Source organism: Paraburkholderia sp. 31.1 (genome assembly GCF_014397645.1).
Classification (GTDB): Bacteria; Pseudomonadota; Gammaproteobacteria; order Burkholderiales; family Burkholderiaceae; genus Paraburkholderia; species Paraburkholderia tuberum.
In genome coordinates this window covers 20747-45563 of the sequence record NZ_VZQN01000003.1, presented here as the reverse complement: position 1 = coordinate 45563, position 24817 = coordinate 20747, and the positions used below count along the sequence as shown (strand labels likewise).

Genomic DNA, 24817 nt, shown 5'->3' with positions numbered 1-24817 from the left:
CATGAGCGAACTTCGTATCCGCGGACTGCAGAAATCGTTCGACGGTCACCCGGTGCTGCACGGCCTCGATCTCTCGGTCGAGCGCGGCACGCTGCTCGCGCTGCTTGGGCCCTCGGGCAGCGGCAAGACCACGCTGCTGCGGCTGTTGTGCGGCTTCGAGCGCGCGGACGGCGGCAGCGTCGAGATCGATGGCCGGCGCGTCGTCGGCGACAACCTGCACGTACCGTCGGAGCAACGCCGCATCGGCTACGTGCCACAGGAAGGCGCGCTGTTTCCGCATCTGTCGGTCGCGGACAACATCGTGTTCGGTCTGCCACGCACGCAGCGCCGCGCGCGCCATCGCGTCGCTGAGTTGCTGGAGCTGGTCGGCCTGCCCGCGCATTTTGGCGAGCGCGCGCCGCAGCAACTGTCGGGCGGTCAACAGCAACGTGTCGCGCTCGCCCGTGCGCTCGCACCCACGCCGACGCTGATCATGCTCGACGAGCCGTTCTCCTCGCTCGACGCCGCGCTGCGCGTCGAAACGCGCCTGGCGGTCGCAAGTGCGCTGGCCGCGGCCGGCGCGACTGCCGTGCTGGTCACGCACGATCAGTCCGAGGCGTTGTCGCTCGGGCATGAGGTCGCGGTGCTGTGGAATGGGAGGCTGATCCAGACCGCGACGCCCGAAGTGCTATACCGCCGGCCGGTGACGCGCGAGCTTGCGTCGTTCATTGGCGAGGCGGTGTTGTTGCCGGGCATCGCGCAACAGGATCGCGCGAGTTGCGAGCTCGGCGAACTCCCACTGGTCGCGCCCGTCGGCCACGGTGCGGTCGACGTGATGGTGCGTCCCGAGCAGATCCGCCTGCTGCGCGCCGATGAAACCGCGCGCACAGGCGCCGCGCACGACGCGCTCGTCACTGACGTGATCTTCCAGGGGCAGGACGCAAGCGTCGCGCTGCAATTGCAGTCCGCGACGCGGGCGATGGTGCGCGCGCGCGTGCCCGGTTATCTGTGCCCGCGTCCGGGTGAGCGCGTGCGGCTCGCGGTCGAGGGTGAAGTGACCGCCTATTCGCGTGCCTGAACGGCTAAGGCTGGCACGCTCGGCTACCGCAGCGACAGATCCTGCACCATCTGCTGCGCCAGATAATCGCAGGTCGGCCGATCCGATTTCGCGCTGCGCGCGACCACGATTTCGAGCGGCGCGATTCTCGGCAGGCCTTGCGCGTCGCCGAGTATCGCGAGCCGCGGCGGCACGCTGCACCGCGTCAGCGCAATCACCGACAAACCGGCATCCACGGTCGCGACGAGCCCCATCAGGCTCGCGCTGCTGAACGCCGCGCGATAACGGATGCGCGCGCCATCCAGCGCAGCCAGCGTGTGCTGGCGCGCGACGCAGCCCGGCTCGTACAACCCCACCGGCAACGGCGAGGCCTTCAGCACCGGCGTATCGACCGACGCCCCCACCCACACCATCGGTTCGCTGCGCACGAACTCGCCGCGCATCCTGCGGTCGCGCGTGACGAATGCGAGGTCGATCTTGTTGTCCGCGAGCATCGGCGCGAGTGCCGTGCTTTGCGCGCAGACGATCTCGATCTCGACGCGCGGATACAGCGTCGCGAAACGCCGCAACACCGGCGATAGCAGCGACGACACATAGTCGTCCGGCGCGCCGAGCACCACCCGCCCGGTCACCTCGGGCCGCACGATCGCCGACCACGCCTCCTCCTGCAACGCAAGCGCGCGCCGCGCGTATTCGAGCAGCGTACTGCCGGGCCGCGTCAGCGACAGGTTGCGCGTGTTGCGTGCGAACAGCGTCGTGCCGAGCATCGTTTCGAGCCGCTTGATCTGCATGCTGACCGCCGCCTGCGAGCGATGCACGCTCGCCGCCGCCTTCGTGAAGCTGCCCGCCTCCACGACCGCGACGAAGCTGCGCAACAGATCGACGTCGAATTCAGGGTTCACGATTTATCAACCTGGCTTATGGAATTGCTCAATTTAATTCGTTTGTGAACAGGCCACAAGCGGCGCAATACTCGCGGGCATCATGTTTCGGAGTCGTTGCGCATGTCCCTCACCTCACGTCAACAAGGCGCGATCACGCTGGCGAGCGGCGGCCTGCTGATGGGCACGATCGGCGTTTTCGTCGAGGAGGCGCGGCTCGATGCGCTGACGCTCGTGTTCTTCCGCTGCCTGTTCGGCTTTCTCTCGCTCGCCGCCTATTGCGCATGGAAGGGCTTTTTCACACGCGCGCAGTTCACGCGCCGCACGGTCGCGCTCGCGCTGATTTCCGGCGTGCTGATGGTCACGCAATGGGTCGGCTTTTTCGATGCGATTCATCGCACCAGCATCGCGGTCGCGACCGTCGTGTTTCATGTGCAGCCGTTCTGGGTCGTGCTGATCGGCGCGGCGCTCTTTAACGAGCGGCTCGGCGCGGACCGGCTCGGTTGGATCGCGACGGCGTTCGTCGGGCTCGTGCTCGCGTCGGGCGTGATCGCGGCCGGAAACCTGCAAGGCCACAGCAGCTATCTGATCGGCTTGAGCGAAGCGCTGCTCGGCTCGCTGCTGTATGCGAGCGTCACGCTGATCGCGAAGAGCCTCGGCGAAATGCGCCCGCATTTGCTGACGCTCACGCAATGCGCGGTCGGCGTGATCTGCCTGCCGCTGATCGCGCCGCTCATCGCGCCTTTGACGCTCACGCATATCGGTCCGATGCAGTGGTTCTGGCTGATCGGCATGGGCGTGCTGCACACGGGATTGTCGTATGTGCTGATTTACGGCGCGCTGCCCAAGCTCAGCACGCCAGTGATCGCGGTGCTGTTGTTCGTTTATCCGCTGACCGCGATCGTCGTGGATGCGCTCGTGTATGGCCGTGCGCTGTCGCTCTCGCAACTGGCGGGCATGGCGCTGATCGTCGCCGCGAGTCTCGGCGTCAATCTCGGCTGGCCGTTGCTGACGCTGCTGCATCCGGGTGGGCGGGCACGCAGTCACGCGAAGTAAAGCGCGCCGCCCGCCCGGTTCTTACTGCGGCAGCGTTTCGCCCTTCGTCTCCGGCGCGAACGGAATCACGAACAGGCCGAGCACGAACACGAGCGCGGTCAACGCGATCGGCACGCCGAGCGTCTGCATATGCAGCACCGCCGCGCCGAGCAGAAAGTTGACCCCGGCGCCGACGAAGCGTCCAAACGACGTGCAGAACGCAAACGCCGTCGCGCGTACGCGGGTTTCGAACTGCTCGGGCAGCCACAGGCTGAACAACGCGAAGTTGCCGCCGAAAAAGCCCAGCACGAACAGCCACGCGATGAACGGCGCGAGCCCGTTCGGCAGATAGAACGCCCAACCGAAGCTCGCCGCGATCGACACCGCCATCCCCGCGAAGTACACCGCGAGCGTCATCTTGCGGCCGATGCGCTCGGCCAGTGGCGGCAGCGCGAGACAACCGAGGATCGTGCCGATCGACAGCAAGCCGGTCGCGAGCGACGCGGTGCGAATCGAATCGCCCTTGGACATGCCGGCGCGCGCCGCCAGTTGGATCACCGCGGACGGCTCGTAGACGGCGCCCGCCCACAGCCCGATGATCGCGATCGTCAGCAGAATGCACGCGACCCATGTGCGACGCCGGTAAGCCGGCCCCATGATCTCGCGCAACGGCTTCACGCGCACCGTCTTTGCGTCGGCTTTCTGCCACTTCTCCGGCTCCTTCACGCGCAGCAGAATCAGAATCGCGACGACGACCGGTACCGCGCCGGTCAGGAACATCGCGCGCCAGCCGAAATGCACGCCGACCGTGTAATTGAGCGCAGCCGCGAGAAAGAAGCCCGCGTAGTAGCCGGTCTGCAGATAACCGGCGCCCATTTTGCGACGATCCTCCGGCCAGGCCTCGGCAACGTAGGTGCCCGCGAGCGCCCATTCCCCGCCGATCCCGACGCCGGCGATGAAGCGAAAAATACCGAGCTGCCACACATTGGTCGAGGTCGCGGCGAGCCCGGTGAAAATCGCGAACGTGAAGATGGTGGCGGCGAGCACCTTGGTGCGGCCGAAGCGATCGGCGAGCGGTCCCCAGATGAACGACAGTCCCCAACCGACCAGAAACAGCGCGAACAGGATCGATCCTGCGAGGCCGACATTCGACGGCGTCGCCGCGAAGCCCGAACGCGGCAACAGCTCGGTCAGCGCGGGCGTGAGCACCAGCGCGTAAATGAACGAGTCCATGCCGTCGAGCGTCCAGCCGGCCCACGCTCCCCAGAACCCTGCGATCTGCGAACGATTGAGCGGTGTGCGCTGACGCGCGACCGCTCGTCGGTCGGTTACTGTATTCATCATGCTCCTCCGGCCTACGATAGTTGAACGTAACGAAGAAAGGGACGGGCGCGCTTGGGGATGGCTCGACGACGTTGATTGATCGGCGATGTCCTCGTACAACTCATTCAGAGGACGGCGCGAGCACCTGCCTGGAATGTGGTTCAAGACTTCCGGGTTTGCCCGCGCCGAAATGCGCGTCTTTTCATATATAATATTTGATACCATGACCGACGCAACTGAAGGTTTTCCCCTGGGCGCCGCCATGTCCGGTTCGTTTCTTCCGGCCGCCGCGCCGCGCGAAAGCACCTCGCACATGATTGCTGAGGCGCTGCGCGCGGCGATCGTCGACGGCACGCTCGCGCCCGGCGCCCCGCTGCGCCAGGACGCGATTGCCCGGCATTTCTCGGTCAGTGCGATTCCCGTGCGTGAGGCGCTGCGCCAGCTCGAAAGCGAGGGCTGGGCACGCGCGGCGGTCCATAAAGGCGCGAGCGTCGCGCCGCTGTCCGCCAACGAAGCGCGCGAGATCTACGAGATCCGCTCGGCGCTCGAAAGTCTCGCGCTCGGGCTTGCGATTCCGCATCACACCGCCGCGACGCTGCGCGAAGCCGTGGACTTGTGCCGCGCCGCCGAGCGCGAAGAGGATCCGTCGCAGTACGTCACGCGCAATGCCGCGTTCCATATGTGTCTCTACGCGCCCGCAGGCCGGCCGCAGCTCGAGGACATGATCGGCTTGCTGCACCGGCGCGGCGAACGCTATCTGCGCCTGAAGTTCGGCTTGCCGTCGTACAAGGGCGAGTCCGACAGTGAGCACGCCGCGCTGCTCGATGCCGTCGAGCGCCGCGATATCGCGACCGCGCAGTCGCTGGTGGTCGCGCATCTGCTCGGCACCGGCGAGCTTCTGCATCGTTTCCTGACCGAGCGCGCGCGCGAAGAAGCGCTTGCGCATCAACCGAAGCCGCGCGGCCGACGCCCGCGCGTCACCACCGGGAGCTGATCGAACCGATGACCGAGCCGATGAACCACCCCGCCGAAGCCGCCGCATCGCGGTCCACTACCCGCTCGTGGACGACCCGGCGCGACGAAAAGAACCGCCGCCTCGCGGCCATCGCGCCGTGGCTCGAAGACGGCGTGCTGCCCACGCAGCGCATCGTCGATGCGCTCGAAACGCTGATCCAGCCCGGCGAGCGCGTCGCGCTCGAAGGCGACAATCAGAAACAGGCCGACTTCCTGTCGCGCTCGCTCGCCACGGTCGATCCGCACAAGCTGCACGATGTGCATCTGCTGATTTCGAGCATCAGTCGTCCTGAGCACTTGACGCTGTTCGAGCGCGGCATCGCGCACAAGGTCGATTTCTCGTTCGCGGGGCCGCAGAGTCTGCGCGTCGCGCAACTGCTCGAAGACGGCCAGCTCGAAATCGGCGCGATCTATACGTATGTCGAGCTGTATGCGCGCATGTTCGTCGACCTGACGCCGCACGTTGCACTGCTGTGCGCGGACAAGGCCGACCGTCACGGCAATCTGTACACCGGCCCGAATACCGAGGACACGCCGACGATCGCCGAGGCCGCCGCGTTCCGTCACGGCATCGTGATCGTGCAGGTCAACGAGATCGTCGACGAATTGCCGCGCGTCGACATTCCGGGCTCGTGGGTCGACGTGGTCGTGCAGGCGGACCGGCCGTTCGCGGTCGAGCCTCTGTTCACGCGCGATCCGCGCCATATCGGCGACTTGCAGGTGCTGACCGCGATGATGGTGATACGCGGCATCTACGAGCCGTATGGCGTCACGTCGCTGAATCACGGCATCGGCTTCGATACCGCGGCGATCGAACTGCTGCTGCCCACCTACGGCGAATCGCTTGGTCTCAAGGGCAGGATCTGCCGCAACTGGACACTCAATCCGCACCCGACGATGATCCCCGCGATCGAATCGGGCTGGGTCGACAGCATCCATTGCTTCGGCAGCGAGGTCGGCATGGAGGCGTATATCGAGGCGCGCCCCGATGTGTTCTTCACCGGCAACGACGGCAGCCTGCGCTCGAACCGCGTGCTGTGCCAGTTGGCCGGGCAATACGGCGTCGACCTGTTCATCGGCTCGACGCTGCAGATCGATGCGGACGCGAATTCGTCGACGGTCACGCGCGGACGGCTCGCCGGTTTTGGCGGCGCGCCGAACATGGGCCACGATCCGCGCGGCCGGCGTCATTCGAGCGAGGCGTGGCTGAAGCTGTTGAAGGGCGACGGCGCGGTGTCGCGTGGCCAGAAGCTCGTCGTGCAACTCGCGGAAACGTACAAGAAAGGCGGCGAGCCAACCTTCGTCGATGAACTCGACGCGGTCGCGGTCGGCGCGAAAAACGGCATGCCGATCGCGCCGGTGATGATCTACGGCGACGACGTGAGCCATGTGGTCACCGAGGAAGGCATCGCGCATCTGCACAAGGCCGAAGGCATCGACGAGCGGCGCGCGGCGGTCGCGGCGGTGGCCGGTGTCACGCCGATCGGTCTGCGCGCGAAGCCCGAGAAAACCGCGGAATTGCGCCGGCGCGGCATCGTCGCGTATCCGGAAGATCTCGGCATCCGGCGCGGCGACGCGAAGCGTTCGCTGCTCGCGGCGCGCAGCATCGACGATCTGGTCACGTGGTCGGGCGGACTGTACGCGCCGCCCGCGCGCTTCCGGAGCTGGTGACGATGGCGTCCGCTGCTGTTCTTGAACGGTTGGACGCGCCGCATGCTTCGGTCCTACACGATGCATGTGGCAGGTTGCCGGTCGCGCCGTTTTCCGACGCCCAACTCGCGCGCGACGCGATCACCGCGCTGATCGACGAGGCGGAGCTCACGCCGAAGCCCGCGCTCGTCGACCGGCGCGGCAGCGGCGCGCATCGCGACCTCGATCTCGCGATCATGCGGCGCTCCGCGCACGCGCTCGAACCGACCTTCGCGGCGCTGGCGCGCACGGCGCGCCGCCGCGGCGAACCCTCGGCGCTGCTGCGCGCCGAACTCGCGCAGATCGGCCGCGCGGGCGAACAGGAGATGATGCAGGCGACGGGAGGGAGCAATGCGCATCGCGGCGCGATCTGGATCATCGGCTTGCTGGTTGCGGGCGTGGCGCTCGAAACGGCTTCGAGTTCCTCCATGCGTGCGCACAGACCTGGCGATCCCAACCGTGTCGATACCTCGCGCGTCTGCACGCTGGCCGCGCAGATCGCCTGCTTCCCGGACCGCTTCGCCGCTTCGTCCGATAGCCACGGCGAACGCGCGCGTCGACGCTATCAGGTCGGCGGTGCGCGGCGCGAAGCGCAGGACGGCTTTCCGCACGCGCTCGACGTCGGCCTGCCGGCATTGCACGCGGCCCGCGCGCGCGGCCTCGACGAAAACGCCGCGCGCATCGATGCGCTGCTCGCGATCATGAGCACGCTCGACGATACCTGCCTGCTGCATCGCGCGGGACTCGCCGGCTTGCATGCGGGGCAGCGCGGCGCGCGGCGCGTGCTCGACGCGGGCGGCAGTTCGACAGCCGCGGGCCGCGTCGCGCTCGACGCGCTCGAACGCGAACTGCTGTCGCTGAACGCATCGCCGGGCGGCGCGGCCGATCTGCTCGCCGCCACCCTCTTTCTCGACATGCTGGCGCATCGCGACGCCAGCCGGAGCTGAGCCTCATGGAACATCTGACCTTCGACTATCCGGCGCAACGCGCCGTCACGACCCGCGCGCACGTCGGCGTGGTCGGCTCGGGCGATCTGGAAGTGCTGCTGTCGCCTGCCGCCGCCGATCCAGGCGGTTCGGCGCTCGCCGCGCACGTGGTGGTGCGCACCAGCGTCGACGGCTATAGCCACATCTGGAAGAGCGTGCTCGACCGCTTCTTCACGCGCTACGACGGCGCCGCGCACATCGAGATCAACGACTTCGGCGCGACGCCGGGCGTGGTCGCGTTGCGGCTCGCCGAAGCGGTCGAAGCGGCCGAGGAAGGAGACAGCGTATGAGCACGAGCGCCAGCGTACATCGCGCGCCGCTGCTGCGCGAAAGCTTCATCGAACTGCCCGCGCGCGAGCGCGCCCGCTCGGTGCTCGACGCGGGCAGCTTCCGCGAACTGCTCGGACCGTTCGATCGCATCGGGTCGCCTTGGCTGCCCTTGCAGGGCATCGTCTGCCAGGCCGACGACGGCTGCGTGATCGCGCGCGGCACGATCGACGGCGAACCGGCCGTAGTCGCCGCGATCGAATCGGCGTTCCAGGGCGGCAGCATCGGCGAAGTGTCGGGCAGCAAGATCGCCGCGGCGCTCGAGATGGCGCTACGCGACTGCGAGCGTGGCAAGCGCGTGCGCCCGGTCGTGCTGTTCGAGACCGGCGGCGTGCGGCTGCAGGAAGCGAACCTTGGGCTTGCGGTCATCGCCGAGATTCAGGCGGCGATCGTCGCGCTGCGCCGGCGCGTGCCGGTGATCGGCGTGATCGCCGGCATGGTCGGCTGCTTTGGCGGCATGTCGCTCGCGGCCGCGCTGTGCTCGTATCTGATCGTGACGAAGCAGGGACGGCTCGGCATGAACGGACCTGAAGTGATCGAGCAGGAAGCCGGTATCGAAGAACTCGATGCGAGCGATCGCCGCCGCGTATGGCAACTGATCGGCGGCGAGCAGCGCGTCGCGAGCGCACTCGCCGACACGCTCGTCGACGACGATGCCGAGGCCGTGCGCGCCGCCGTACGCGCCGCGTTCGCGCAAGGCGTGCCGGACACGCATCGCAGCGAGCAGGTCGACATGTTCTTGCAGCGGCTCGCGCGGATCGATCCGGCAAGCGTCACGCCCGAGACGCTGCGTGATGTGTACAACCCGCAAGGGCGCGATGCGTCGAACAAGGAGCAGGCATGAACGACACGACACTCACGCGCGGCGCGCGCTGGTTCAATGCACTTGCCGGCGAATCGTCGAGCGCGGCGCCCGTCTGGAGCGGCGATGCGCCGCTCGGCGGCGACACCGCGCGCTTCATCACGGTCGTGCCCGATCCCGCGAACCGTTTTCCGCGCGCGACCGCCAACGTGGTCGGGCTCGAACAAGGCTGGCAACTCGCGCGCGCGGTGCGTGAAGCAATCGAAGCGGATGCGGGTGTGGACGCCGGCACGCGCCGCCCGATCGTCGCGATCGTCGACGTGAAGAGCCAGGCGTACGGCTATCGCGAGGAAATGCTCGGCATCCACCTCGCCTGCGCGGCCGCCGTCGACGCCTATGCGAGCGCGCGCGACGCCGGCCATCCGGTGATCGCGCTGATCGTCGGTCCGGCGATGTCCGGCGCGTTCCTCGCGCACGGCTATCAGGCGAACCGCATCGTCGCGCTCGACGCGCCCGGCACGATGGTCCACGCGATGGGCAAGGAAGCGGCCGCGCGCGTCACGCGCCGCACGGTCGAAGAACTCGACGAACTCGGCGACACGATCGTGCCGATGTCGTATTCGATGACGTCGTTCGCGAAGTTGGGGCTGCTCGATCAGTTGATCGAAGGCATCGACGCGGACGCGCCCGACGCGGCACAGATCGAGCGCGTGCGCACGGTGCTGGTCGAGCAGATTCGCAGCGCGCGCGAGGGGGATCGTACGCTCGCGCGTCGGCTGGAATCGGCGGCGGCGCGGCAGACTCGCGCGGCGTCGATCGAGGTGCGGCGGCGTCTTGCCGAACAATGGGATGCCGTGTGATGCGCGTGTGTGCGGCTGCGCCCTTCTCCACCGTGCACGCCACGTCGTGCGACGCGCGGTGGCGGCCGCATGATCTGCTGCGCTTGCGGCGGCTGGACTCGCCCGATGACGAACCAGCGTGGGTTCGCGACGCGTTCGAACGCGCGCCGTATGCGGTCGTCCGACGCGCGCTCGCCGCTGATGGTTTCGTCGCGATCGGCGTACGCGGTGCGAAGCGAGCGCAACGCTACGGCACGTGGGTGCATGCGGACGATATCGTCGGTGCCGTGCCGCCGGAATCGCTCGCGCAGACGCAAGCCGATGCCGGACGTGATGCATTGCCCTCGTTCGTTGCACTGCTTTCGTTGCAACGTGATTCGGGCGGTCCGCTTGGTGGATTCGCTTGGGGACCTATTGGCAGCACCGGCTTTGAACTGGCGACGCACGTGCCGACTGTCAACGAAACGAGCGACCTCGATCTGTTGATCCGCGTGCCGCAACCGCTGGCGCTGAATGTCGCGAGTGCTTTGCTGGAGCAACTGCAAACGCTCGCGGCGCATATCGGTATCCGCATCGATGCGCAACTCGAAACGCCCGCGGGTGGCGTGGCGCTCGCGGAATGGGCCGCGGGCAAGGCGCGCGTGCTTGCCCGCGATGCGAGCGGCCCCCGCTTGATCGCCGATCCGTGGGCGGCGGTTGCTCACCATGGCATTGCCTGATGCTCGCGCTTCTGTTCCCCGGCCAGGGTGCGCAGAGCGAAGGCTTTCTGCATCGACTGCCGCAGCATCGCGCGGTACAGGACACGCTCGCTGAAGCCTCCGACACACTTGGCATCGACGTGCTGACGCTCGACTCAGCCGACGCTTTCGATTCGACGGTCGCGGTGCAACTGGGCTTGACCGTCGCGGGCGTCGCGATCATGCGCGCGCTCGCCGATGAAGGATTGGCGGCGCAGATCAGCGCGGGACTGTCGATCGGCGCGTATGCGGCGGCGGTCAGTTGTGGCGCGGTGGCGTTCCGCGACGCGCTGAAGATGGTGCAGCGACGCGCCGAGCTGATGGAAACCGCTTATCCGGCGGGCTATGGTCTCGCGGCCGTCTCCGGCTTGAGCGAGCAGCAGGCGGAAACGCTCGTTGCACAGCAGGCCGCGGAGCAACGGCAACGCGTGTATATCGGCAACGTCAATGCACCGCGCCAGATCGTGATGGCCGGCGCGGACGATGCGCTCGACGGGTTCATCGAACGCGCGCTCGCGGCCGGCGCGCGCAAGGCCACGCGGCTCGCGGTCAGCGTGCCCTCGCATTGCGAATTGCTCGCGCGTGCGAGCGACGAACTGCTGGCGTACTCGCACACGTTGCATGTTGAAAGACCGCGCGGTGTTTATATCGGCAATCGCGGTGGACGCCCGTTATATACGGCCGATGCGATTCGCGAGGATCTTGCGACCAATATGCGTTACACCGTGCGCTGGTTCGATGCGCTCACCGTGATGCAGGAAATGGGCGCGCAGGTGCTGGTCGAGGCGCCGCCGGGGCAGGTGTTGACAGATATCGTGAGGGAGAATTTTTCTGAGGTCAGTGCGCTGGCTGCGAGTACATTGCCGTTTGACAGGTTGGTGGGGACGGTACGCAGGCGGTTGGAGCGTGGCTGACGGGGTGTGCTTTGCGGTGTGCGAACTCTGCTCAGAAGAATCATTCCGGCAGCCTCAGACAGATAAAGGTCGCGTCTGGTCCATGCTGCTTCGGCGCGCCCGGAGAAAAGAGCTGCCTGCGCCTGACGCAGTCCGGATCTGCGCAAACGGCTGACGCCGAACCCGGGGAGGACGCGCATCGCGCAGATCGCCTTGACTGGTGTTCCTTCGAGGCGAGAACCGGATCCCGTTTACATATTTTTTATACCCCAGCACGTGGTCTTACCACGGCGTTTACGCCCTCTTTCATAGGCTTGATCTTGGAAAGATCCGTCATGGGAGGGCATCGTCATGGATCTGGTTTACCTCATCGCCATCGCCGCATTCGGGGGGCTGGTCGCAGCGCTTGCGGTCGGCTGCGACAAGCTCCGCCGCGCCCCCGGAGGCCGTCCATGACTTCCTGGATGACGTGGCTCGCCGCAGTGTCGACGCTCTTACTGTTTGTCTACCTCGTGTACGCCCTGCTGCGAGCGGAGGCCCTCGAATGAACGCCAATAACCTGTTCCAGACAGGACTTTATATCGTCGTGCTGATCGCGCTCGCGATTCCGCTTGGCCGCTACATGACCAGCGTGCTTGACGGCTCGTCCGTCGTCGTGCGGCGTATCGGAAGGCCGCTGGAGGCGGTCTTATACAAGCTCGCTGGCGTCAATCCCGAAGCCGAAATGGCATGGACGCACTATGCCCTCGCCTTGATCGTTTTCAATGCGCTCGGCGCGCTGGCCGTGTACGGATTCCTGCGCCTCCAGCAATGGCTGCCGGCAAACCCGCAGGGTTTCGGCCCGATGACCCCCGACGCTGCATTCAATACGGCCATCAGCTTTGTGACCAATACGAACTGGCAGGATTACACGCCGGAGTCGACCGTCAGCTACCTGACGCAGATGGCCGCGTTAGCCGTTCAGAACTTTTTTTCGGCCGCCACCGGTATTGCCGTCGTCGTAGCGCTGATCCGCGGCTTTGCACGCCATACGACGAAAACCATCGGCAACTTCTGGGTCGACCTCACGCGCATCACGCTTTACATCCTCGCGCCGCTCGCGACGGTCATCGCGCTCGTATTCATCAGCCAGGGTGCGATCCAGAACTTCGAGTCATACAAGGACGTCGCCACGCTGCAGGTCACGACCTACCAGACGCCCAGGACCGATGCCCAGGGCAACCCGGTGAAGGATGCGAAGGGCAATCCGGTCATGGTCGACAACAAGGCCGACAGGCAGACCATCGCCATGGGACCGACCGCGTCACAGGAAGCAATCAAGATGCTGGGCACCAATGGGGGCGGCTTCTTTAACGCCAACTCCGCGCACCCGTATGAAAACCCAACGCCGTTCGCGAACTTCGTGCAGATGATCGCGATGCTGGTCATTCCGGCCGCGCTGTGCCTTGTGTTCGGTCGCATGGTGGGCGACCAGCGCCAGGGATACGCCATCCTCGCCGCGATGACGATCGCCTTCGCGGCCGCCTGCTGGGTGGAGATTTCCTCCGAGCAAGGCGGCAATCCGCTGCTTGCCTCGCTGCATGTGGATCAAACCGCGTCCGCCTTGCAGCCGGGCGGCAACATGGAAGGCAAGGAGACGCGCTTCGGCATCGCGCAGTCGGGGATCTTCACCGTTGCGACGACGTCGGCTTCATGCGGCGCGGTCAATAACATGCACGATTCGCTCACGCCGATCGGTGGCATGGTCCCGCTACTACTGATTGAACTTGGCGAAGTGATCTTCGGCGGTGTGGGCTCCGGGCTATACGGGATGCTTGTGTTTGCGTTGCTCGCGGTATTCGTCGCCGGGCTGATGATCGGCCGCACGCCCGAGTACGTCGGCAAGAAAATCGAGTCGTACGAGATGAAGATGGTGTCGATTGCCGTGCTGCTCACGCCATTACTCGTACTGTTAGGCGCGTCGGTTGGTGTGCTGACGGCAGCGGGTGTGGCTGGAATCGCCAACCCCGGTCCGCACGGGTTCTCTGAAATCCTCTATGCGTACAGCTCGGCCGCGAACAACAACGGCAGCGCATTCGCCGGCCTGTCGGTCAATACGCCCTTCTACAACGTGACGCTCGCGATCGCGATGTGGTTCGGGCGCTTTGGATCGATTGTTCCGGTGCTTGCCATCGCCGGTTCGCTTGCGGACAAGAAGCGCATTGCCGTTACCGCCGGTACGCTGCCCACGCATGGCCCGCTGTTCGTCGTGCTGCTGCTCGGCACCGTGGTACTGGTCGGTGCGTTGACCTATGTGCCCGCGCTCGCGCTCGGCCCGGTCGTCGAACACCTGATGATGATCTCGGCTCACTGATTTCGAGGACAGCATGACTACCCATACCCAACCGCCTGTCCATCAGCCGGGCAATATCGGTCAGGCGCGCACCGCGGCCAGGTCGATGTTCGATCCGACGCTGGTTCGCCCGGCAATCGTGGACTCCTTCAGGAAACTCACGCCGCGAACCCAGCTGCGCAACCCGGTGATGTTCTGCGTCTACGTCGGCAGCCTCCTGACGACGATCCTGTGGTTTGCTGCGCTCGCCGGCCAGGCCGAGGCGCCTGCGGGGTTCATCCTCGCGATCGCGCTGTGGCTGTGGTTCACGGTGCTCTTTGCGAACTTTGCCGAAGCGCTGGCCGAAGGCCGCTCGAAGGCCCAGGCCGCGTCGCTGCGCAGCGCCAAACACAATGTGGTGGCAAAGAAACTGCAGGAGCCGCATCCGAAAGCGCCGATCCGCATCATGGCCGCGAACGATCTGCGCCGCGGCGACGTCGTGCTGGTCGAGACAGGTGACGTGATCCCGGCCGACGGCGAAGTGATCGAAGGGGTGGCGTCGGTCGACGAATCGGCGATCACCGGCGAATCCGCACCGGTGATCCGCGAGTCGGGCGGCGACTTTTCATCGGTGACGGGTGGCACGCGCGTGCTGTCGGACTGGATCGTCGTACGCGTCAGTGTGAACCCGGGTGAAGCGTTCCTTGACCGCATGATCGCGATGGTCGAAGGCGCGAAGCGTCAGAAGACGCCGAACGAAATTGCACTGACGATCCTGTTGGTCGCGCTGACGCTGGTTCTGCTGTTCGCTACCGCCACGCTGCTGCCGTTCTCGATGTTCTCCGTCGAAGTGGCAAAAGCCGGCCACGCCGTGACGATCACCGCGCTCGTTGCCCTGCTCGTGTGCCTGATTCCAACGACGATCGGCGGCCTGCTGTCGGCGATCGGTGTTGCGGGCATGAGCCGCATGATGCAGGCGAACGTGATCGCGACCTCGGGCCGTGCTGTTGAAGCCGCCGGCGACGTAGACGTGCTGCTGCTCGACAAGACCGGCACGATTACGCTCGGCAACCGTCAGGCCTCGGCCTTCATACCGGCACCGGGTGTCACGGAGGAAGCGCTCGCCGACGGCGCACAGCTGTCGTCGCTTGCCGACGAGACGCCGGAAGGCCGCAGCATCACTGTGCTCGCGAAGCAGCGTTTCAACATCCGCGAGCGCGATATGAGCTCCTTGCACGCGACCTTCCTCGCGTTCAGCGCGCAGTCGCGGATGAGCGGCGTCGACCTGTCCCCCAAGGGGACTTCCTCCGGGGCGCCGGGCCGCGAGATCCGCAAGGGCGCGGCAGAAGCGATCAAGCACTATGTCGAAATGCACGGCGGGCAGTTTGCATCCGAGGTCGAGAGCGCCGTGACGGATGTCGCGCGACGTGGCAGCACACCGCTCGTGGTGGCGGAAAAACACGGCGACGTAGCGCGCGTGCTGGGTGTGATCGAACTGAAGGACATCGTCAAGGGCGGCATCAAGGAACGTTTCGCCGAACTGCGCCAGATGGGCATCAAGACCATCATGATCACCGGCGACAACCGGCTGACCGCCGCGGCGATCGCGGCCGAAGCGGGCGTCGACGATTTCCTCGCCGAAGCCACGCCGGAGGCGAAGCTCACGATCATCCGCACGCATCAGGGTGAAGGACGCCTAGTCGCGATGACCGGCGACGGCACCAATGATGCCCCCGCACTCGCGCAGGCCGACGTCGCGGTGGCCATGAATACGGGCACGCAGGCGGCTAAGGAAGCCGGCAACATGGTCGACCTCGACTCCAACCCGACGAAACTGATCGAGATTGTCGAGATCGGCAAGCAGATGCTGATGACGCGCGGGTCGCTCACGACATTCTCGATTGCCAACGACGTCGCGAAGTATTTCGCGATCATCCCGGCGGCGTTCGCGACGACCTATCCGCAGTTGCGGGTGCTCGACGTGATGCATCTGAGTTCGCCGGCCTCGGCAATCCTGTCGGCAGTGATCTTCAATGCGCTGATCATCGTGGCGCTGATCCCGCTTGCGCTCAAGGGCGTGAAGTACCGACCGCTGGGGGCTGCCGCACTGTTGCGCCGCAACCTGCTGGTCTATGGGCTCGGCGGAATTCTGCTCCCGTTTCCGTTCATCAAGCTGATCGACATGATCATGTCCGCGTTTGGCTGGGTTTGACACAAGGAGCGCAAACATCATGAAAAACCTGATTCGCCCCGTACTTGTGCTGTTCGTCGTACTGACCGTGATCGCGGGGGGCATTTATCCGATTGCTGTGACGGCCATCGGACATATGGCGTTTCCACACCAGGCGAGCGGCAGCCTGATTGAGCACAACGGCAAGGCAGTGGGCTCCGCCTTGATCGGCCAGCAGTTCGACGCACCGTACTATTTCTGGGGACGCCTGTCGGCGACCACACCGAACCCTTACAACGCGCAAAACTCGGGCGGTTCGAACCTTGGTCCGACCAACCCCGCACTCGCTGACGAAATCAAAGGTCGCATCGATGCCTTGAAGGCAGCGGGCACCGACATGTCGCAGCCGGTACCGGTGGATCTTGTGACGTCCTCAGCCAGCGGTCTCGATCCCGAGATCAGTCCCGCTGCGGCGGCCTATCAGACCGCACGCGTTGCCAAGGCCCGCGGGCTGACGACCGACCAGGTCACCGAGCTGGTTGCCCGCTCTACGTCCGGGCGGCAGTTCGGCATTTTTGGCGAAGCGCGCGTCAATGTGCTGAAGCTCAACCTCGCGCTCGACGACCTCAAACCCATGCACGGATGATGTGCTGCCAACGTGCGTCTGGCGGGAAGGTGGGCGGGTCTGACGTCTGCCGCCGGCCGTTTATGGGAGACACTCGATGGACCGCCCCGACCCAGACGAACTTCTGGATAGGATCCAGCGGGATAAAGAGAAACAGCAGCGTGGCCGCCTGAAGGTCTTCTTTGGCGCGTCAGCGGGCGTGGGGAAGACGTTTGCGATGCTGCAGGCCGCCCGGCGGCAGCAGGAAGAAGGCGCCGATGTGGTTGTCGGGATCATCGAGACCCATGGCCGCAAGGAAACCATCGCGCTGCTGGATGGTCTCGAGATACTGCCGCTCGCGCGCCACGAATATCGCGGCCACCAGCTCTCCGAGTTCGACATCGACGCCGCGCTCGCCCGCAGGCCAAAGCTCATCCTCGTCGACGAGCTCGCGCACTCGAACGTGCAGGGCGCGCGGCACCTGAAGCGCTGGCAAGACGTCCACGAACTCCTCGACGCGGGCATCGACGTCTACACGACGGTCAACGTCCAGCATCTCGAAAGTCTCAATGATATTGTCGGTCAGATCACGGGTATCCGGGTCTGGGAAACTGTCCCCGACCGGGTGTTCGATGGCGCCGACGAGGTCACACTAGTCGACTTGCCCGCCGAAGAGCTGCTCGACCGGATGCGAGACGGCAAGGTCTACCTGCCCCAGCAGGCCGAGCATGCCGTGCGTAACTTCTTTCGCAAGGGCAACCTGATTGCGCTGCGCGAACTGGCGCTGCGCCGTACCGCGGATCGCGTCGATGCGCAGATGCGTGAGTATCGCGCCGACCAGTCTATTGAGCGTATCTGGCAGGCACGCGAGCGGCTCATTGTGTGCGTCGGACCGGGGCCGGAAGCGCCAGTGCTGGTGCGCGCCGCTTCGCGACTCGCAACGAGCATCAAGGCCGACTGGATAGCCGTGTATGTCGAGACGCCGAAACTGCAGCGCATGCCGGACGACTTGCGCAAACGAACGCTCGATGCGTTGAAGCTCGCCGCCGAACTCGGTGCCGAAACTGCCACGCTTGACGGGACTGACGCCGCACAAACGCTCGTTGCTTACGCCCGCATGCGCAATGTGTCCAGGTTGGTTGCCGGCGCGTCAGCGCGGGGACGCTGGCGGCGGCTGATCGTGCCGCCGGTCGGCGAGCAACTCGTGCAGAACGCGCGCGACATCGACGTCACGCTGATGAGCGCGGCCCCGGAGCGTGAGGGCCGGAATATGCGAACCGGTGCTCCGAGCTTTGCTGTAGCGCCCGGAGGCGGCGGGCGCTTGAAGCCGCAAAGCTATTTTTACGCCCTGGCAATCTGCGGAGGAATCACAGCCGTTGCGTCAGCCTTTCTCCACCATATCGCTCTGGCGAACCTGGTGATGCTGTATCTGCTCGGCGTGATCTTCGCGGCCGCGCGACTCGGGCGCGGGCCGGGCGTGCTGCTGTCGTTCCTCAGCGTGGCGGCGTTCGATTTCTTCTTCGTACCGCCGCAGATGACATTCGCGGTTTCGGACACGCAATACGTGCTGACCTTCTTCGTGATGCTGCTGACTTCCTTGACAATCAGTCATCTGACGTCGAGCCTGCGCCGTCAGGCGCACATCGCGACCATGCGCGAACGGCGCACCAGTGCGATGTACGCCATGTCACGTGAACTGGGCGCGGCGCTGACGACCGGGCAGATCATCGAGATCGGTACGCGGCACGTCGGCGAAGTGTTTCACGCGCGCGTCGCGATCCTGCTGCCGGACAGCGCAGAGAAGATCTGGCAGAAAGTCGAAGAGCCTAACCCTGCTGTCATGCTGGACGCACAAGCGCTCGACCTCGATATCGGTCAATGGGTGTATGACCAGCAAAAACCTGCCGGACGTGGCACGGATACGCTGCCCGCCACGGACGCGCTGTACCTGCCGCTAAGGGCACCGATGCGTACGCGCGGCGTGCTCGCGATGATATCGGAGCAGACTTCGGATCTGGCGAGTCCAGAGCAGCAGCGGATGCTCGATGCGTTCGCCGCCCAGATTGCGCTGGCGCTCGAACGCGTTCACTACGTGGAAATCGCGCAGGACGCGCTCATCAACATGGAGTCCGAACGACTGCGCAACTCCCTGCTGTCGGCGATCTCACACGACCTGCGCACGCCACTGACCGCAATCGTCGGATTCGCGTCGATGCTTGCCGAACAGGACAAAAGCGGTGTGCCTGCGAGAACGACCAGCGAAGTCGTCGACGCAATCCACGAGGAGGCGCTCAGGATGAATGGTCTTGTCACGAACCTGCTCGACATGGCACGCCTCGAAGCGGGTGGCGTGCGCCTGAACCGGCAATGGTCGATGCTCGAGGAGGTCGTCGGCGCGGCCCTCGGCGCTTGCCGGCGTACGCTCGCCGGGCGCCCAGTCCGGGTGCATGTACCGCCTGATCTGCCACTGCTGCAGCTTGATGCGGTGCTGATGGAGCGGCTCTTTGTGAATCTCTTCGAGAACGCGGCGAAGTACACGCCACCGGGGACGCCGCTCACGATCGATGCCACGCCGGCCCATGATGGCGGCCGGAAATATGTGAAGGTCTGCGTCGACGATAGCGGGCCCGGCCTGCCGCCGGGCATGGAGACGCGCGTGTTCGACAAGTTCACGCGCGGCGAGAAAGAATCGGCGAAGGCCGGGATAGGTCTTGGCCTCGCGATCTGCCGTGCCATTGTCGAGGCGCATGGCGGCAGGATCGGGGCCGAGAATCGTACCGGCACAATGGGTAAGATCATTGGCGCGCGCTTCTGGTTCATGCTGCCCGCCGATGAGACCCCGCCGGCCGAAGCGCCACCCGCAGAGCTATGGCCCGACGATGGAGAGCAGGCGGCGTCAACAGGGGGCGCCTTTCCGGCACCGGCCGTCGATCCGGCAAAACCATGAGCGAGCCGACGGTCACCGTTGTTCTGATTGAAGACGACAAGCACATCCGTCGTTTCGTTCACACGGCACTGGAAGCGGATGGCATGAGGGTCTTTGATGCCGAAACGGGGGAGCAAGGGCTGGCGCAGGCCGCAACACGGCGGCCTGATCTCGTCATCGTCGATCTTGGTTTGCCGGATATGGACGGCATTGACGTGATTCGGGAACTGCGTAGCTGGTCCACTGTGCCGGTGCTCGTGCTAACGGCGCGAACCCGGGAGGAGCATAAGGTCGCGGCGCTCGACGCCGGGGCCGATGACTACCTGACCAAGCCGTTCGGATTGCCGGAACTGACTGCGCGAATCCGCGCCCACCTGCGGCGGCGAACCTGCGGCGGCAGGACGGGGTCGACCAAAGTGCATTTCGGCGCTGTCACGATCGATCTTGCTGAACGGAGGGTAACGCGCGACAGCCAGATCGTCCATCTTACCCCGATCGAATACCGGCTACTGTCGGCGCTTGTGTCACGCGCAGGATGGGTGCTGACGCATCGACAGCTACTTCAGGAGGTGTGGGGCCAAACGCACGCTGATAACGACCACTATTTGCGAGTCTACATGGGGCACCTGCGCCAGAAACTCGAACGTGATCCGGCGCAACCAGAGTACATCATCACGGAGACTGGCGTAGGCTACAGACTGGTCGGAGCGAACGACTATCAGGGGCAGTAGCATGCAATCCGCACTGAAGCGTCGATTCAGTGGGAAATTGCGCTCAGAAGTGCTGCCGTCATGTTTGCACCGCGTTCGAGACGTCGCGTTAACGGGATTTTTACGTGTCCTGCGTATAGTTTTGCAACTCATTGACACGCTCTATGCTGAAATGGAAGTGTCAAAGTCGGTCTGCTGGCCGAAATCGGAGTACTCAATGTTACGGTTGCTGATCCCCGTAGTCGATAGCGGCGGTGCCGTACAGGCTGCCCGACACGCCGCATTTCTGTATCTGGAACACTGCGTGTCCGAAGTCGAACTGCTTGAAGTGCTTGAGCCTATTGACGAAGGGCGTGCGGCAGCGTTTCACTCGCGCAGCGCACTGCGTCGCCATGAGAAGCACATAATGCTCGACGCGCTGATCCAGACATGCTCAGTCCTTGAGGATGCAGGCGTTCCGTACAAATGGAAGCGGGTGTTCGGGCACGGCGCAAGAGCCATTGCCGCCTATGCTGCAAAGACTCAACCGGATGTCGTCGTGATCGACGCCAGCCATTTCGGTTTCTTTCGCAGACTGACCATGCTCGCCGGGTTGTGGCGCGTGACTACCAGGCCGGTAACCATGGTTCACTAGACTGCATGCGTGAGCGCAACGATGAGGATGAAAAGCAGGCGTGCATGAAACTTTTGAGGCCCCGCATCTTTAAACGACACCCAATCGCCTTAGTAGCGGCGTCATCGTGGCGCCCTGAACGAAGATTGAAAAAGCAACGACGGCAAAACACACAGTAGTGATTTCTTCGCGCCGTGGTAGTCCGGGCGGCAATCCCATCGCGAGCACCAAGGCCAAGGCACCGCGTAGCCCGCCCCAGAACAGGATATGTTGATGCCGCACCTCGATCTGCAGCGACGAGCGCGAGAAGAGCATGCAACACGGGGACACAGCCACGGCACGCCCCAGCATCACGACCATGATGGCGATCCCGATCGATAGCCACACGGTGCCGTATTCCCTGCGCGCTGCTCATTGACGTCAGTTGCGCCATTGCGGGACGAGTAGCTGCCGTTCTCCACCGATCGGTCTTCGCAACTGCAATGTGAGGGCGAGTCACGCTCCCGATGCCAGCGATTTCAGCGTCCCGGACCCTCGCCCACCGAATGCGGAGGACGGTCAAACTATCTGCGTTGTCGAACAGTCGGCGGCGGGTCGAAAGCGCAGTTGACTGACCGCGTTCGGGCGTCCCCGCCGACCGGCCGTTCATGGCCGATGACTGCCTCATGCAATGGGCACACATCGCTCGAACTTCGCAAGGCCGCAATCGGCGACACGCGACCCGTTGTTGACGATGGACCAGCACGCGTGGATGTCTCCAATTGAATGGCAACCCGCCGTACGTTGAGTGCGGCGCAAATCCGGCTTCGCCGACCTGCCGCCGAGGATTCGCCCCGGAAGTGATTCATCGGGCAGCCTTTTATGCAGTTGAGCAAGCGGACTTGCTCTACATGCACAGCGGACGCCACTCCGTCGCAATCATAGGAACCACAAGAGAGGCCTGCACTATTGTCGTTGCGGATGATCAAGAAAAAAGCGCAGCATTTCGGCACTCGCATCCGGACCAGTAGCGTCCGTATAACTGCCTCGTGCATTGCCGCCTGCCCAAGCGTGTCCTGCGCCATGAATGGTCCACAACTCGGCGTCGATACCGTCGCCGGAAACCAGCCGCGAGACGGTACAGGCGCGTCGGCCCGCGTCGACCCGACGCCGTTCGCTGCCAGCGTCCGGCCGTGCGCCGAACCTCTGCACGAGCCGCGTGGCATTCGCTACGTGAACGGTGGCATCCGCGTCACCATGAAAGACGATCATGGGCCGCGTCGGTGACAAGTCTGTATCGCCTTGCACGCGCCGTGCGTTTCGGGGGTGCTTGCCGCCTTTCATCGCCGCGAGCGCAGAGGGTAAATTGTGCGCGCACCGTGCCGGAAGACCGGAATGCACGCCGACCGCGGCATACAGTTCGGGATACTCGGCGATCATGATCGCCGCCATCGCGCCCCCGGCGGACATCCCCGCGACGTACACGCGCGCAGGATCGACGTTGTGGGCCGAGATGATTTCGCGCGTGATGCCTGCGATCAGCGACGGCTCGCCGCGCTCGCGATGCTGATCGTCAGGTTTGAACCAGTTCCAGCACTTCGACGGATTCGCCTGCTGCGGTTGCACCGGATAAGCTACGAGACATCGATGCCGCTCGGCAAGCGCGTTCATCTGCGTGCCTGCTGCGAACTCGTCGGCGTCCTGCGTGCAGCCGTGCAGCATCACAATCAGTGGCAGCGGCTCGCCGGCGCCCCCCGCCGGCACATACAGCCGATATTGACGGCGACCGGCGGCATTCGCATAAGCAAGCGTGATGAAATGTCCTCGTTCCTCCACGTCAAGGCAGTCTTCTCGCGCCTTGCGCGCGGTCGCGTCCTTGGTCTTTGCAAACGGGAAAACAACGGGCTCTGGCGTCTTGTCCCGCGACGCAGTTTCGTTCACTGCACCGACGCTTTCCCCTCGCAGTGCGCGTTGTATCGCTTCTGTCGCTTCGGCAACGCCGCGGGTACGCAGCAAAGTCATCGCTTCGTGCATTGAGTTCAGAAAGCCTTCGTTGAGTTTCATCACATTTGTCCGATTACCGGTGTTGAGGGGGTGGGCCTCGCGCGGCTAGTGGATTCTGCCGGCAAGCGCCGTCTTGACTGCGGGCGAAGCGTGAAAGGCTCCCAGCACCACGACGCTTTCGATAGTCGCGAGCGCGAGTTCCGGGGAGACATCGGCGGCAATGCTGGCCAATCCCAGGACCTGAATGTTGAGACGCTCGCGCGCGGCTCGAATCGCCTCGAGATCCTGCCTGGAGAAATGCTGCAGCCCGAGCACGAGCGAACGACGCGCAACCGTTTCCTGGACGACCCGCGCATGTAGCGCGAGCTGGTTGCGAATCGCCGTTCGGATCAGGTCGGTCCGGTTCGCATAGAAGCCTTCTTCAACCAGCAGGTCGATCTGCCCGAGGTCGACGGGTCCGAGGTTGATCGTGATTTTTTCCGAGTCGCCGCCTTTCGAGCGGGGGGTGTCCAATACCGCGGGTTTTTTCATCACACCATCCTCACACCATCCATGTGGATGGTTATAGGATGGTTTTAGATGCGCCGCAACATAAAAATTTGGGGTCGAGACGCCTTCTGGGCTCGCCGCATCGCCGGTCGATGCGCACTTGGATAGCTACGAGGTACTGGCCGGTTGGAGGACGGACATCGCGCTGTTCGACCGCATTGTTAAGTTAACGCTGAATAAGGCGGCCGAGCAACGGGAGGTTGGCACTGATGTTCGCTCGAACACAACGGATGAGCGTCAAGGCGCAAAACCATCAGAATAAGGCGCGAAATGGAGAGGTTCCCCGACCAGTTTTGACAAATTCAACTGCTATCCTTCAAAACTCGAACCCGTTCACTATCGCGGCTTTATCGAGGTAGTTGCTGCCGCAGGTCTCGCCAAGCGCAGTCCATCAGCGCTCAAAATCGGAGTAGTCAACATCCCGCGAACCTCTCAACCCCGATGTCACTCGGGCAGCGAAAGCCGGTACTGCGGAAACGGATTGCGCAGACCTCAACATGGACCAAGGATTACCACCATACTGGCCCGGTAGAGCCTGAAATTCGTCGTATCGTTCGCACCGCCATGAGGGAGATATGCATAAACCCATCGACACTGAAACGATCCCGAGCAATGAATTGCAGCAGGTCAAGGCGACTTATGCCAAGCTTTGCGAGGACTACATTGCACATCGTAGCGATGGTGAATACCGGGACTATGTGCAATCGGTCATTGCCAACAACGCGAGTCTCGATCGCCACGTGCGCGCGTTCGAAATTTACGCACCGTATATCAAGCGTGGCATGAAAGTGCTCGACTGGGGATGCCGGCACGCGCCAGATTCGTGCATGCTTCGCACGCTCTACCATGACATCGATATATATGGCTGCGACATCTGCAAGGATGGGCAATTCGCGGAATTCCATGAGTACGCCGGGTTATCTTTCGCATCGCTCGATCATGAATTTCTGCTGCCCTACGAAGACAATCAATTCGATGTGGTGATCGGAAGCGGTGTACTCGAGCACGTGGCCCGCGAGCAAAAGAGCCTCGATGAGCTATGGCGCGTGCTGAAAAACGACGGTTTGCTGATAATCACATTTTTACCTAACCGCTTATCGGTGACCGAAAACGCGTGCAGAGTCATGAAGAAGTACACGGGCCATAATCGGCTGTACAGCCTCAGCGACGCGAAGCGCCTGTTTCTCCGGTCGGGATTCGTACTGGAAGAATGCGGCTATCACCAGGTCTTTCCCACCTTCGCAAAAGGCATAAAGGGCGGCGGAGCGCTCAACGCCCTGGCCAATATCGGCATGAAGCTGAACCGGCCTTTCGAGCGGATACCGATCGTGAATGCAGTCTCGGCTAATCTGTTTTTCATCCTCCGCCGCGTGCATGAGATGTAGCAGG

The 24817-nt window shown here is 64.2% G+C and carries 23 protein-coding genes; 18 read left to right on the top strand and 5 right to left on the bottom strand.

Going from position 1 to position 24817, the window contains the following annotated elements; genetic code table 11:
- The first annotated feature begins 1 nt into the window (after window position 1).
- The gene (locus tag F6X37_RS02480) at window positions 2-1057 is read left to right on the top strand and encodes an ABC transporter ATP-binding protein (protein WP_187610186.1); all 1056 of its coding nucleotides are present in this window, start codon (window positions 2-4) and stop codon (window positions 1055-1057) included.
- A gap of 23 nt (window positions 1058-1080) precedes the next feature.
- Here the strand turns inward: F6X37_RS02480 and F6X37_RS02475 are convergent, their stop codons facing one another.
- Window positions 1081-1938, bottom strand: a complete 858-nt coding sequence (locus F6X37_RS02475) for a LysR family transcriptional regulator (protein ID WP_090806141.1) — start codon at window positions 1936-1938, stop codon at window positions 1081-1083.
- 102 nt (window positions 1939-2040) lie between these two features.
- Here F6X37_RS02475 and F6X37_RS02470 point away from each other — a divergent pair, with 102 nt between their 5' ends.
- Complete coding sequence (locus tag F6X37_RS02470) at window positions 2041-2973, top strand: DMT family transporter (protein WP_187610185.1); 933 nt, start codon at window positions 2041-2043, stop codon at window positions 2971-2973.
- Between the two features lie 21 nt (window positions 2974-2994).
- On the opposite strand, the gene F6X37_RS02465 is transcribed toward F6X37_RS02470, so the two are convergent.
- Window positions 2995-4293: an MFS transporter gene (locus tag F6X37_RS02465; RefSeq protein WP_176078874.1), complete on the bottom strand. Its 1299-nt coding sequence runs from the start codon at window positions 4291-4293 to the stop codon at window positions 2995-2997.
- A gap of 205 nt (window positions 4294-4498) precedes the next feature.
- Between F6X37_RS02465 and F6X37_RS02460 the strand changes: the two genes are divergently transcribed.
- The 15 genes from F6X37_RS02460 (at window position 4499) to F6X37_RS02390 (ending at window position 20917) form a co-directional block, all read left to right on the top strand.
- Window positions 4499-5269, top strand: a complete 771-nt coding sequence (locus F6X37_RS02460; protein WP_187610184.1) for a GntR family transcriptional regulator — start codon at window positions 4499-4501, stop codon at window positions 5267-5269.
- Window positions 5270-5289: 20 nt separating this feature from the next.
- The gene (gene mdcA, locus F6X37_RS02455) at window positions 5290-6960 is read left to right on the top strand and encodes a malonate decarboxylase subunit alpha (protein WP_187610183.1); all 1671 of its coding nucleotides are present in this window, start codon (window positions 5290-5292) and stop codon (window positions 6958-6960) included.
- A gap of 2 nt (window positions 6961-6962) precedes the next feature.
- The gene (locus F6X37_RS02450; RefSeq protein ID WP_187610182.1) at window positions 6963-7925 is read left to right on the top strand and encodes a triphosphoribosyl-dephospho-CoA synthase; all 963 of its coding nucleotides are present in this window, start codon (window positions 6963-6965) and stop codon (window positions 7923-7925) included.
- 5 nt (window positions 7926-7930) lie between these two features.
- A complete protein-coding gene (locus F6X37_RS02445; protein ID WP_184038621.1) occupies window positions 7931-8254 on the top strand; it encodes a malonate decarboxylase subunit delta in 324 nt (107 codons plus the stop codon).
- A complete protein-coding gene (locus F6X37_RS02440) occupies window positions 8251-9135 on the top strand; it encodes a biotin-independent malonate decarboxylase subunit beta (RefSeq protein WP_187610181.1) in 885 nt (294 codons plus the stop codon). Before F6X37_RS02445 ends, F6X37_RS02440 begins: the two co-directional genes overlap by 4 nt.
- Window positions 9132-9953: a biotin-independent malonate decarboxylase subunit gamma gene (mdcE, locus tag F6X37_RS02435; RefSeq protein WP_187610180.1), complete on the top strand. Its 822-nt coding sequence runs from the start codon at window positions 9132-9134 to the stop codon at window positions 9951-9953. The genes F6X37_RS02440 and mdcE overlap by 4 nt, the downstream gene beginning before the upstream one ends.
- Window positions 9953-10651 carry a malonate decarboxylase holo-ACP synthase gene (locus F6X37_RS02430; protein ID WP_187610302.1) on the top strand — a complete coding sequence of 233 codons (699 nt, stop codon included), beginning with the start codon at window positions 9953-9955 and terminating at the stop codon, window positions 10649-10651. Before mdcE ends, F6X37_RS02430 begins: the two co-directional genes overlap by 1 nt.
- Window positions 10651-11583, top strand: a complete 933-nt coding sequence (gene mdcH, locus F6X37_RS02425; RefSeq protein WP_187610179.1) for a malonate decarboxylase subunit epsilon — start codon at window positions 10651-10653, stop codon at window positions 11581-11583. Before F6X37_RS02430 ends, mdcH begins: the two co-directional genes overlap by 1 nt.
- Window positions 11584-11897: 314 nt before the next feature.
- Entirely contained in the window at window positions 11898-12110 is a 213-nt protein-coding gene (locus tag F6X37_RS37560) for a potassium-transporting ATPase subunit F (RefSeq protein WP_316251933.1), read from the top strand.
- On the top strand, window positions 12107-13915 hold the full coding sequence (kdpA, locus tag F6X37_RS02415; protein ID WP_187610178.1) for a potassium-transporting ATPase subunit KdpA: 1809 nt from the start codon (window positions 12107-12109) through the stop codon (window positions 13913-13915). The genes F6X37_RS37560 and kdpA overlap by 4 nt, the downstream gene beginning before the upstream one ends.
- 85 nt (window positions 13916-14000) lie before the next feature.
- Entirely contained in the window at window positions 14001-16085 is a 2085-nt protein-coding gene (gene kdpB, locus F6X37_RS02410; RefSeq protein ID WP_187610301.1) for a potassium-transporting ATPase subunit KdpB, read from the top strand.
- 19 nt (window positions 16086-16104) lie between these two features.
- Entirely contained in the window at window positions 16105-16689 is a 585-nt protein-coding gene (gene kdpC / locus F6X37_RS02405) for a potassium-transporting ATPase subunit KdpC (RefSeq protein WP_090806159.1), read from the top strand.
- A gap of 76 nt (window positions 16690-16765) precedes the next feature.
- Window positions 16766-19594, top strand: coding sequence for a sensor histidine kinase (locus tag F6X37_RS02400; RefSeq protein ID WP_187610177.1), 2829 nt, complete (start codon window positions 16766-16768; stop codon window positions 19592-19594).
- The gene (gene kdpE / locus F6X37_RS02395; RefSeq protein ID WP_090806163.1) at window positions 19591-20304 is read left to right on the top strand and encodes a two-component system response regulator KdpE; all 714 of its coding nucleotides are present in this window, start codon (window positions 19591-19593) and stop codon (window positions 20302-20304) included. The genes F6X37_RS02400 and kdpE overlap by 4 nt, the downstream gene beginning before the upstream one ends.
- A 1-nt stretch (window position 20305) precedes the next feature.
- Window positions 20306-20917, top strand: a complete 612-nt coding sequence (locus F6X37_RS02390) for a universal stress protein (protein ID WP_410451184.1) — start codon at window positions 20306-20308, stop codon at window positions 20915-20917.
- Window positions 20918-20986: 69 nt separating this feature from the next.
- Here the strand turns inward: F6X37_RS02390 and F6X37_RS02385 are convergent, their stop codons facing one another.
- The 3 genes from F6X37_RS02385 to F6X37_RS02375 all read right to left on the bottom strand — a co-directional run bounded on the left by F6X37_RS02385 (window position 20987) and on the right by F6X37_RS02375 (window position 23410).
- Window positions 20987-21283 carry a cation:proton antiporter gene (locus F6X37_RS02385; RefSeq protein WP_316251927.1) on the bottom strand — a complete coding sequence of 99 codons (297 nt, stop codon included), beginning with the start codon at window positions 21281-21283 and terminating at the stop codon, window positions 20987-20989.
- Between the two features lie 558 nt (window positions 21284-21841).
- Window positions 21842-22939 (bottom strand): alpha/beta hydrolase family esterase, encoded by a 1098-nt coding sequence (locus tag F6X37_RS02380; RefSeq protein WP_187610176.1) that lies wholly within the window; start codon window positions 22937-22939, stop codon window positions 21842-21844.
- A 45-nt stretch (window positions 22940-22984) separates the two neighbouring features.
- A complete protein-coding gene (locus F6X37_RS02375; protein ID WP_018420777.1) occupies window positions 22985-23410 on the bottom strand; it encodes a CopG family transcriptional regulator in 426 nt (141 codons plus the stop codon).
- A 593-nt stretch (window positions 23411-24003) separates the two neighbouring features.
- On the opposite strand from F6X37_RS02375, the gene F6X37_RS02370 reads away from it, so the two are divergent.
- On the top strand, window positions 24004-24813 hold the full coding sequence (locus tag F6X37_RS02370) for a class I SAM-dependent methyltransferase (RefSeq protein ID WP_090806167.1): 810 nt from the start codon (window positions 24004-24006) through the stop codon (window positions 24811-24813).
- The last annotated feature ends 4 nt before the right edge of the window (window positions 24814-24817 follow it).

Excerpts from the sequence above, each read along its gene's own strand:
- F6X37_RS02480 (WP_187610186.1), top strand. The coding sequence starts at position 2 with ATGAGCGAACTTCGTATCCGCGGACTGCAGAAATCGTTCGACGGTCAC.
- F6X37_RS02470 (WP_187610185.1), top strand. The coding sequence starts at position 2,041 with ATGTCCCTCACCTCACGTCAACAAGGCGCGATCACGCTGGCGAGCGGC.
- F6X37_RS02465 (WP_176078874.1), bottom strand. The coding sequence starts at position 4,293 with ATGAATACAGTAACCGACCGACGAGCGGTCGCGCGTCAGCGCACACCG.
- F6X37_RS02460 (WP_187610184.1), top strand. The coding sequence starts at position 4,499 with ATGACCGACGCAACTGAAGGTTTTCCCCTGGGCGCCGCCATGTCCGGT.
- mdcA (WP_187610183.1), top strand. The coding sequence starts at position 5,290 with ATGAACCACCCCGCCGAAGCCGCCGCATCGCGGTCCACTACCCGCTCG.
- F6X37_RS02450 (WP_187610182.1), top strand. The coding sequence starts at position 6,963 with ATGGCGTCCGCTGCTGTTCTTGAACGGTTGGACGCGCCGCATGCTTCG.
- F6X37_RS02445 (WP_184038621.1), top strand. The coding sequence starts at position 7,931 with ATGGAACATCTGACCTTCGACTATCCGGCGCAACGCGCCGTCACGACC.
- F6X37_RS02440 (WP_187610181.1), top strand. The coding sequence starts at position 8,251 with ATGAGCACGAGCGCCAGCGTACATCGCGCGCCGCTGCTGCGCGAAAGC.
- mdcE (WP_187610180.1), top strand. The coding sequence starts at position 9,132 with ATGAACGACACGACACTCACGCGCGGCGCGCGCTGGTTCAATGCACTT.
- F6X37_RS02430 (WP_187610302.1), top strand. The coding sequence starts at position 9,953 with ATGCGCGTGTGTGCGGCTGCGCCCTTCTCCACCGTGCACGCCACGTCG.
- mdcH (WP_187610179.1), top strand. The coding sequence starts at position 10,651 with ATGCTCGCGCTTCTGTTCCCCGGCCAGGGTGCGCAGAGCGAAGGCTTT.
- F6X37_RS37560 (WP_316251933.1), top strand. The coding sequence starts at position 11,898 with ATGGGAGGGCATCGTCATGGATCTGGTTTACCTCATCGCCATCGCCGC.
- kdpA (WP_187610178.1), top strand. The coding sequence starts at position 12,107 with ATGAACGCCAATAACCTGTTCCAGACAGGACTTTATATCGTCGTGCTG.
- kdpB (WP_187610301.1), top strand. The coding sequence starts at position 14,001 with ATGTTCGATCCGACGCTGGTTCGCCCGGCAATCGTGGACTCCTTCAGG.
- kdpC (WP_090806159.1), top strand. The coding sequence starts at position 16,105 with ATGAAAAACCTGATTCGCCCCGTACTTGTGCTGTTCGTCGTACTGACC.
- F6X37_RS02400 (WP_187610177.1), top strand. The coding sequence starts at position 16,766 with ATGGACCGCCCCGACCCAGACGAACTTCTGGATAGGATCCAGCGGGAT.
- kdpE (WP_090806163.1), top strand. The coding sequence starts at position 19,591 with ATGAGCGAGCCGACGGTCACCGTTGTTCTGATTGAAGACGACAAGCAC.
- F6X37_RS02390 (WP_410451184.1), top strand. The coding sequence starts at position 20,306 with ATGCAATCCGCACTGAAGCGTCGATTCAGTGGGAAATTGCGCTCAGAA.
- F6X37_RS02380 (WP_187610176.1), bottom strand. The coding sequence starts at position 22,939 with ATGAAACTCAACGAAGGCTTTCTGAACTCAATGCACGAAGCGATGACT.
- F6X37_RS02375 (WP_018420777.1), bottom strand. The coding sequence starts at position 23,410 with ATGAAAAAACCCGCGGTATTGGACACCCCCCGCTCGAAAGGCGGCGAC.
- F6X37_RS02370 (WP_090806167.1), top strand. The coding sequence starts at position 24,004 with ATGCATAAACCCATCGACACTGAAACGATCCCGAGCAATGAATTGCAG.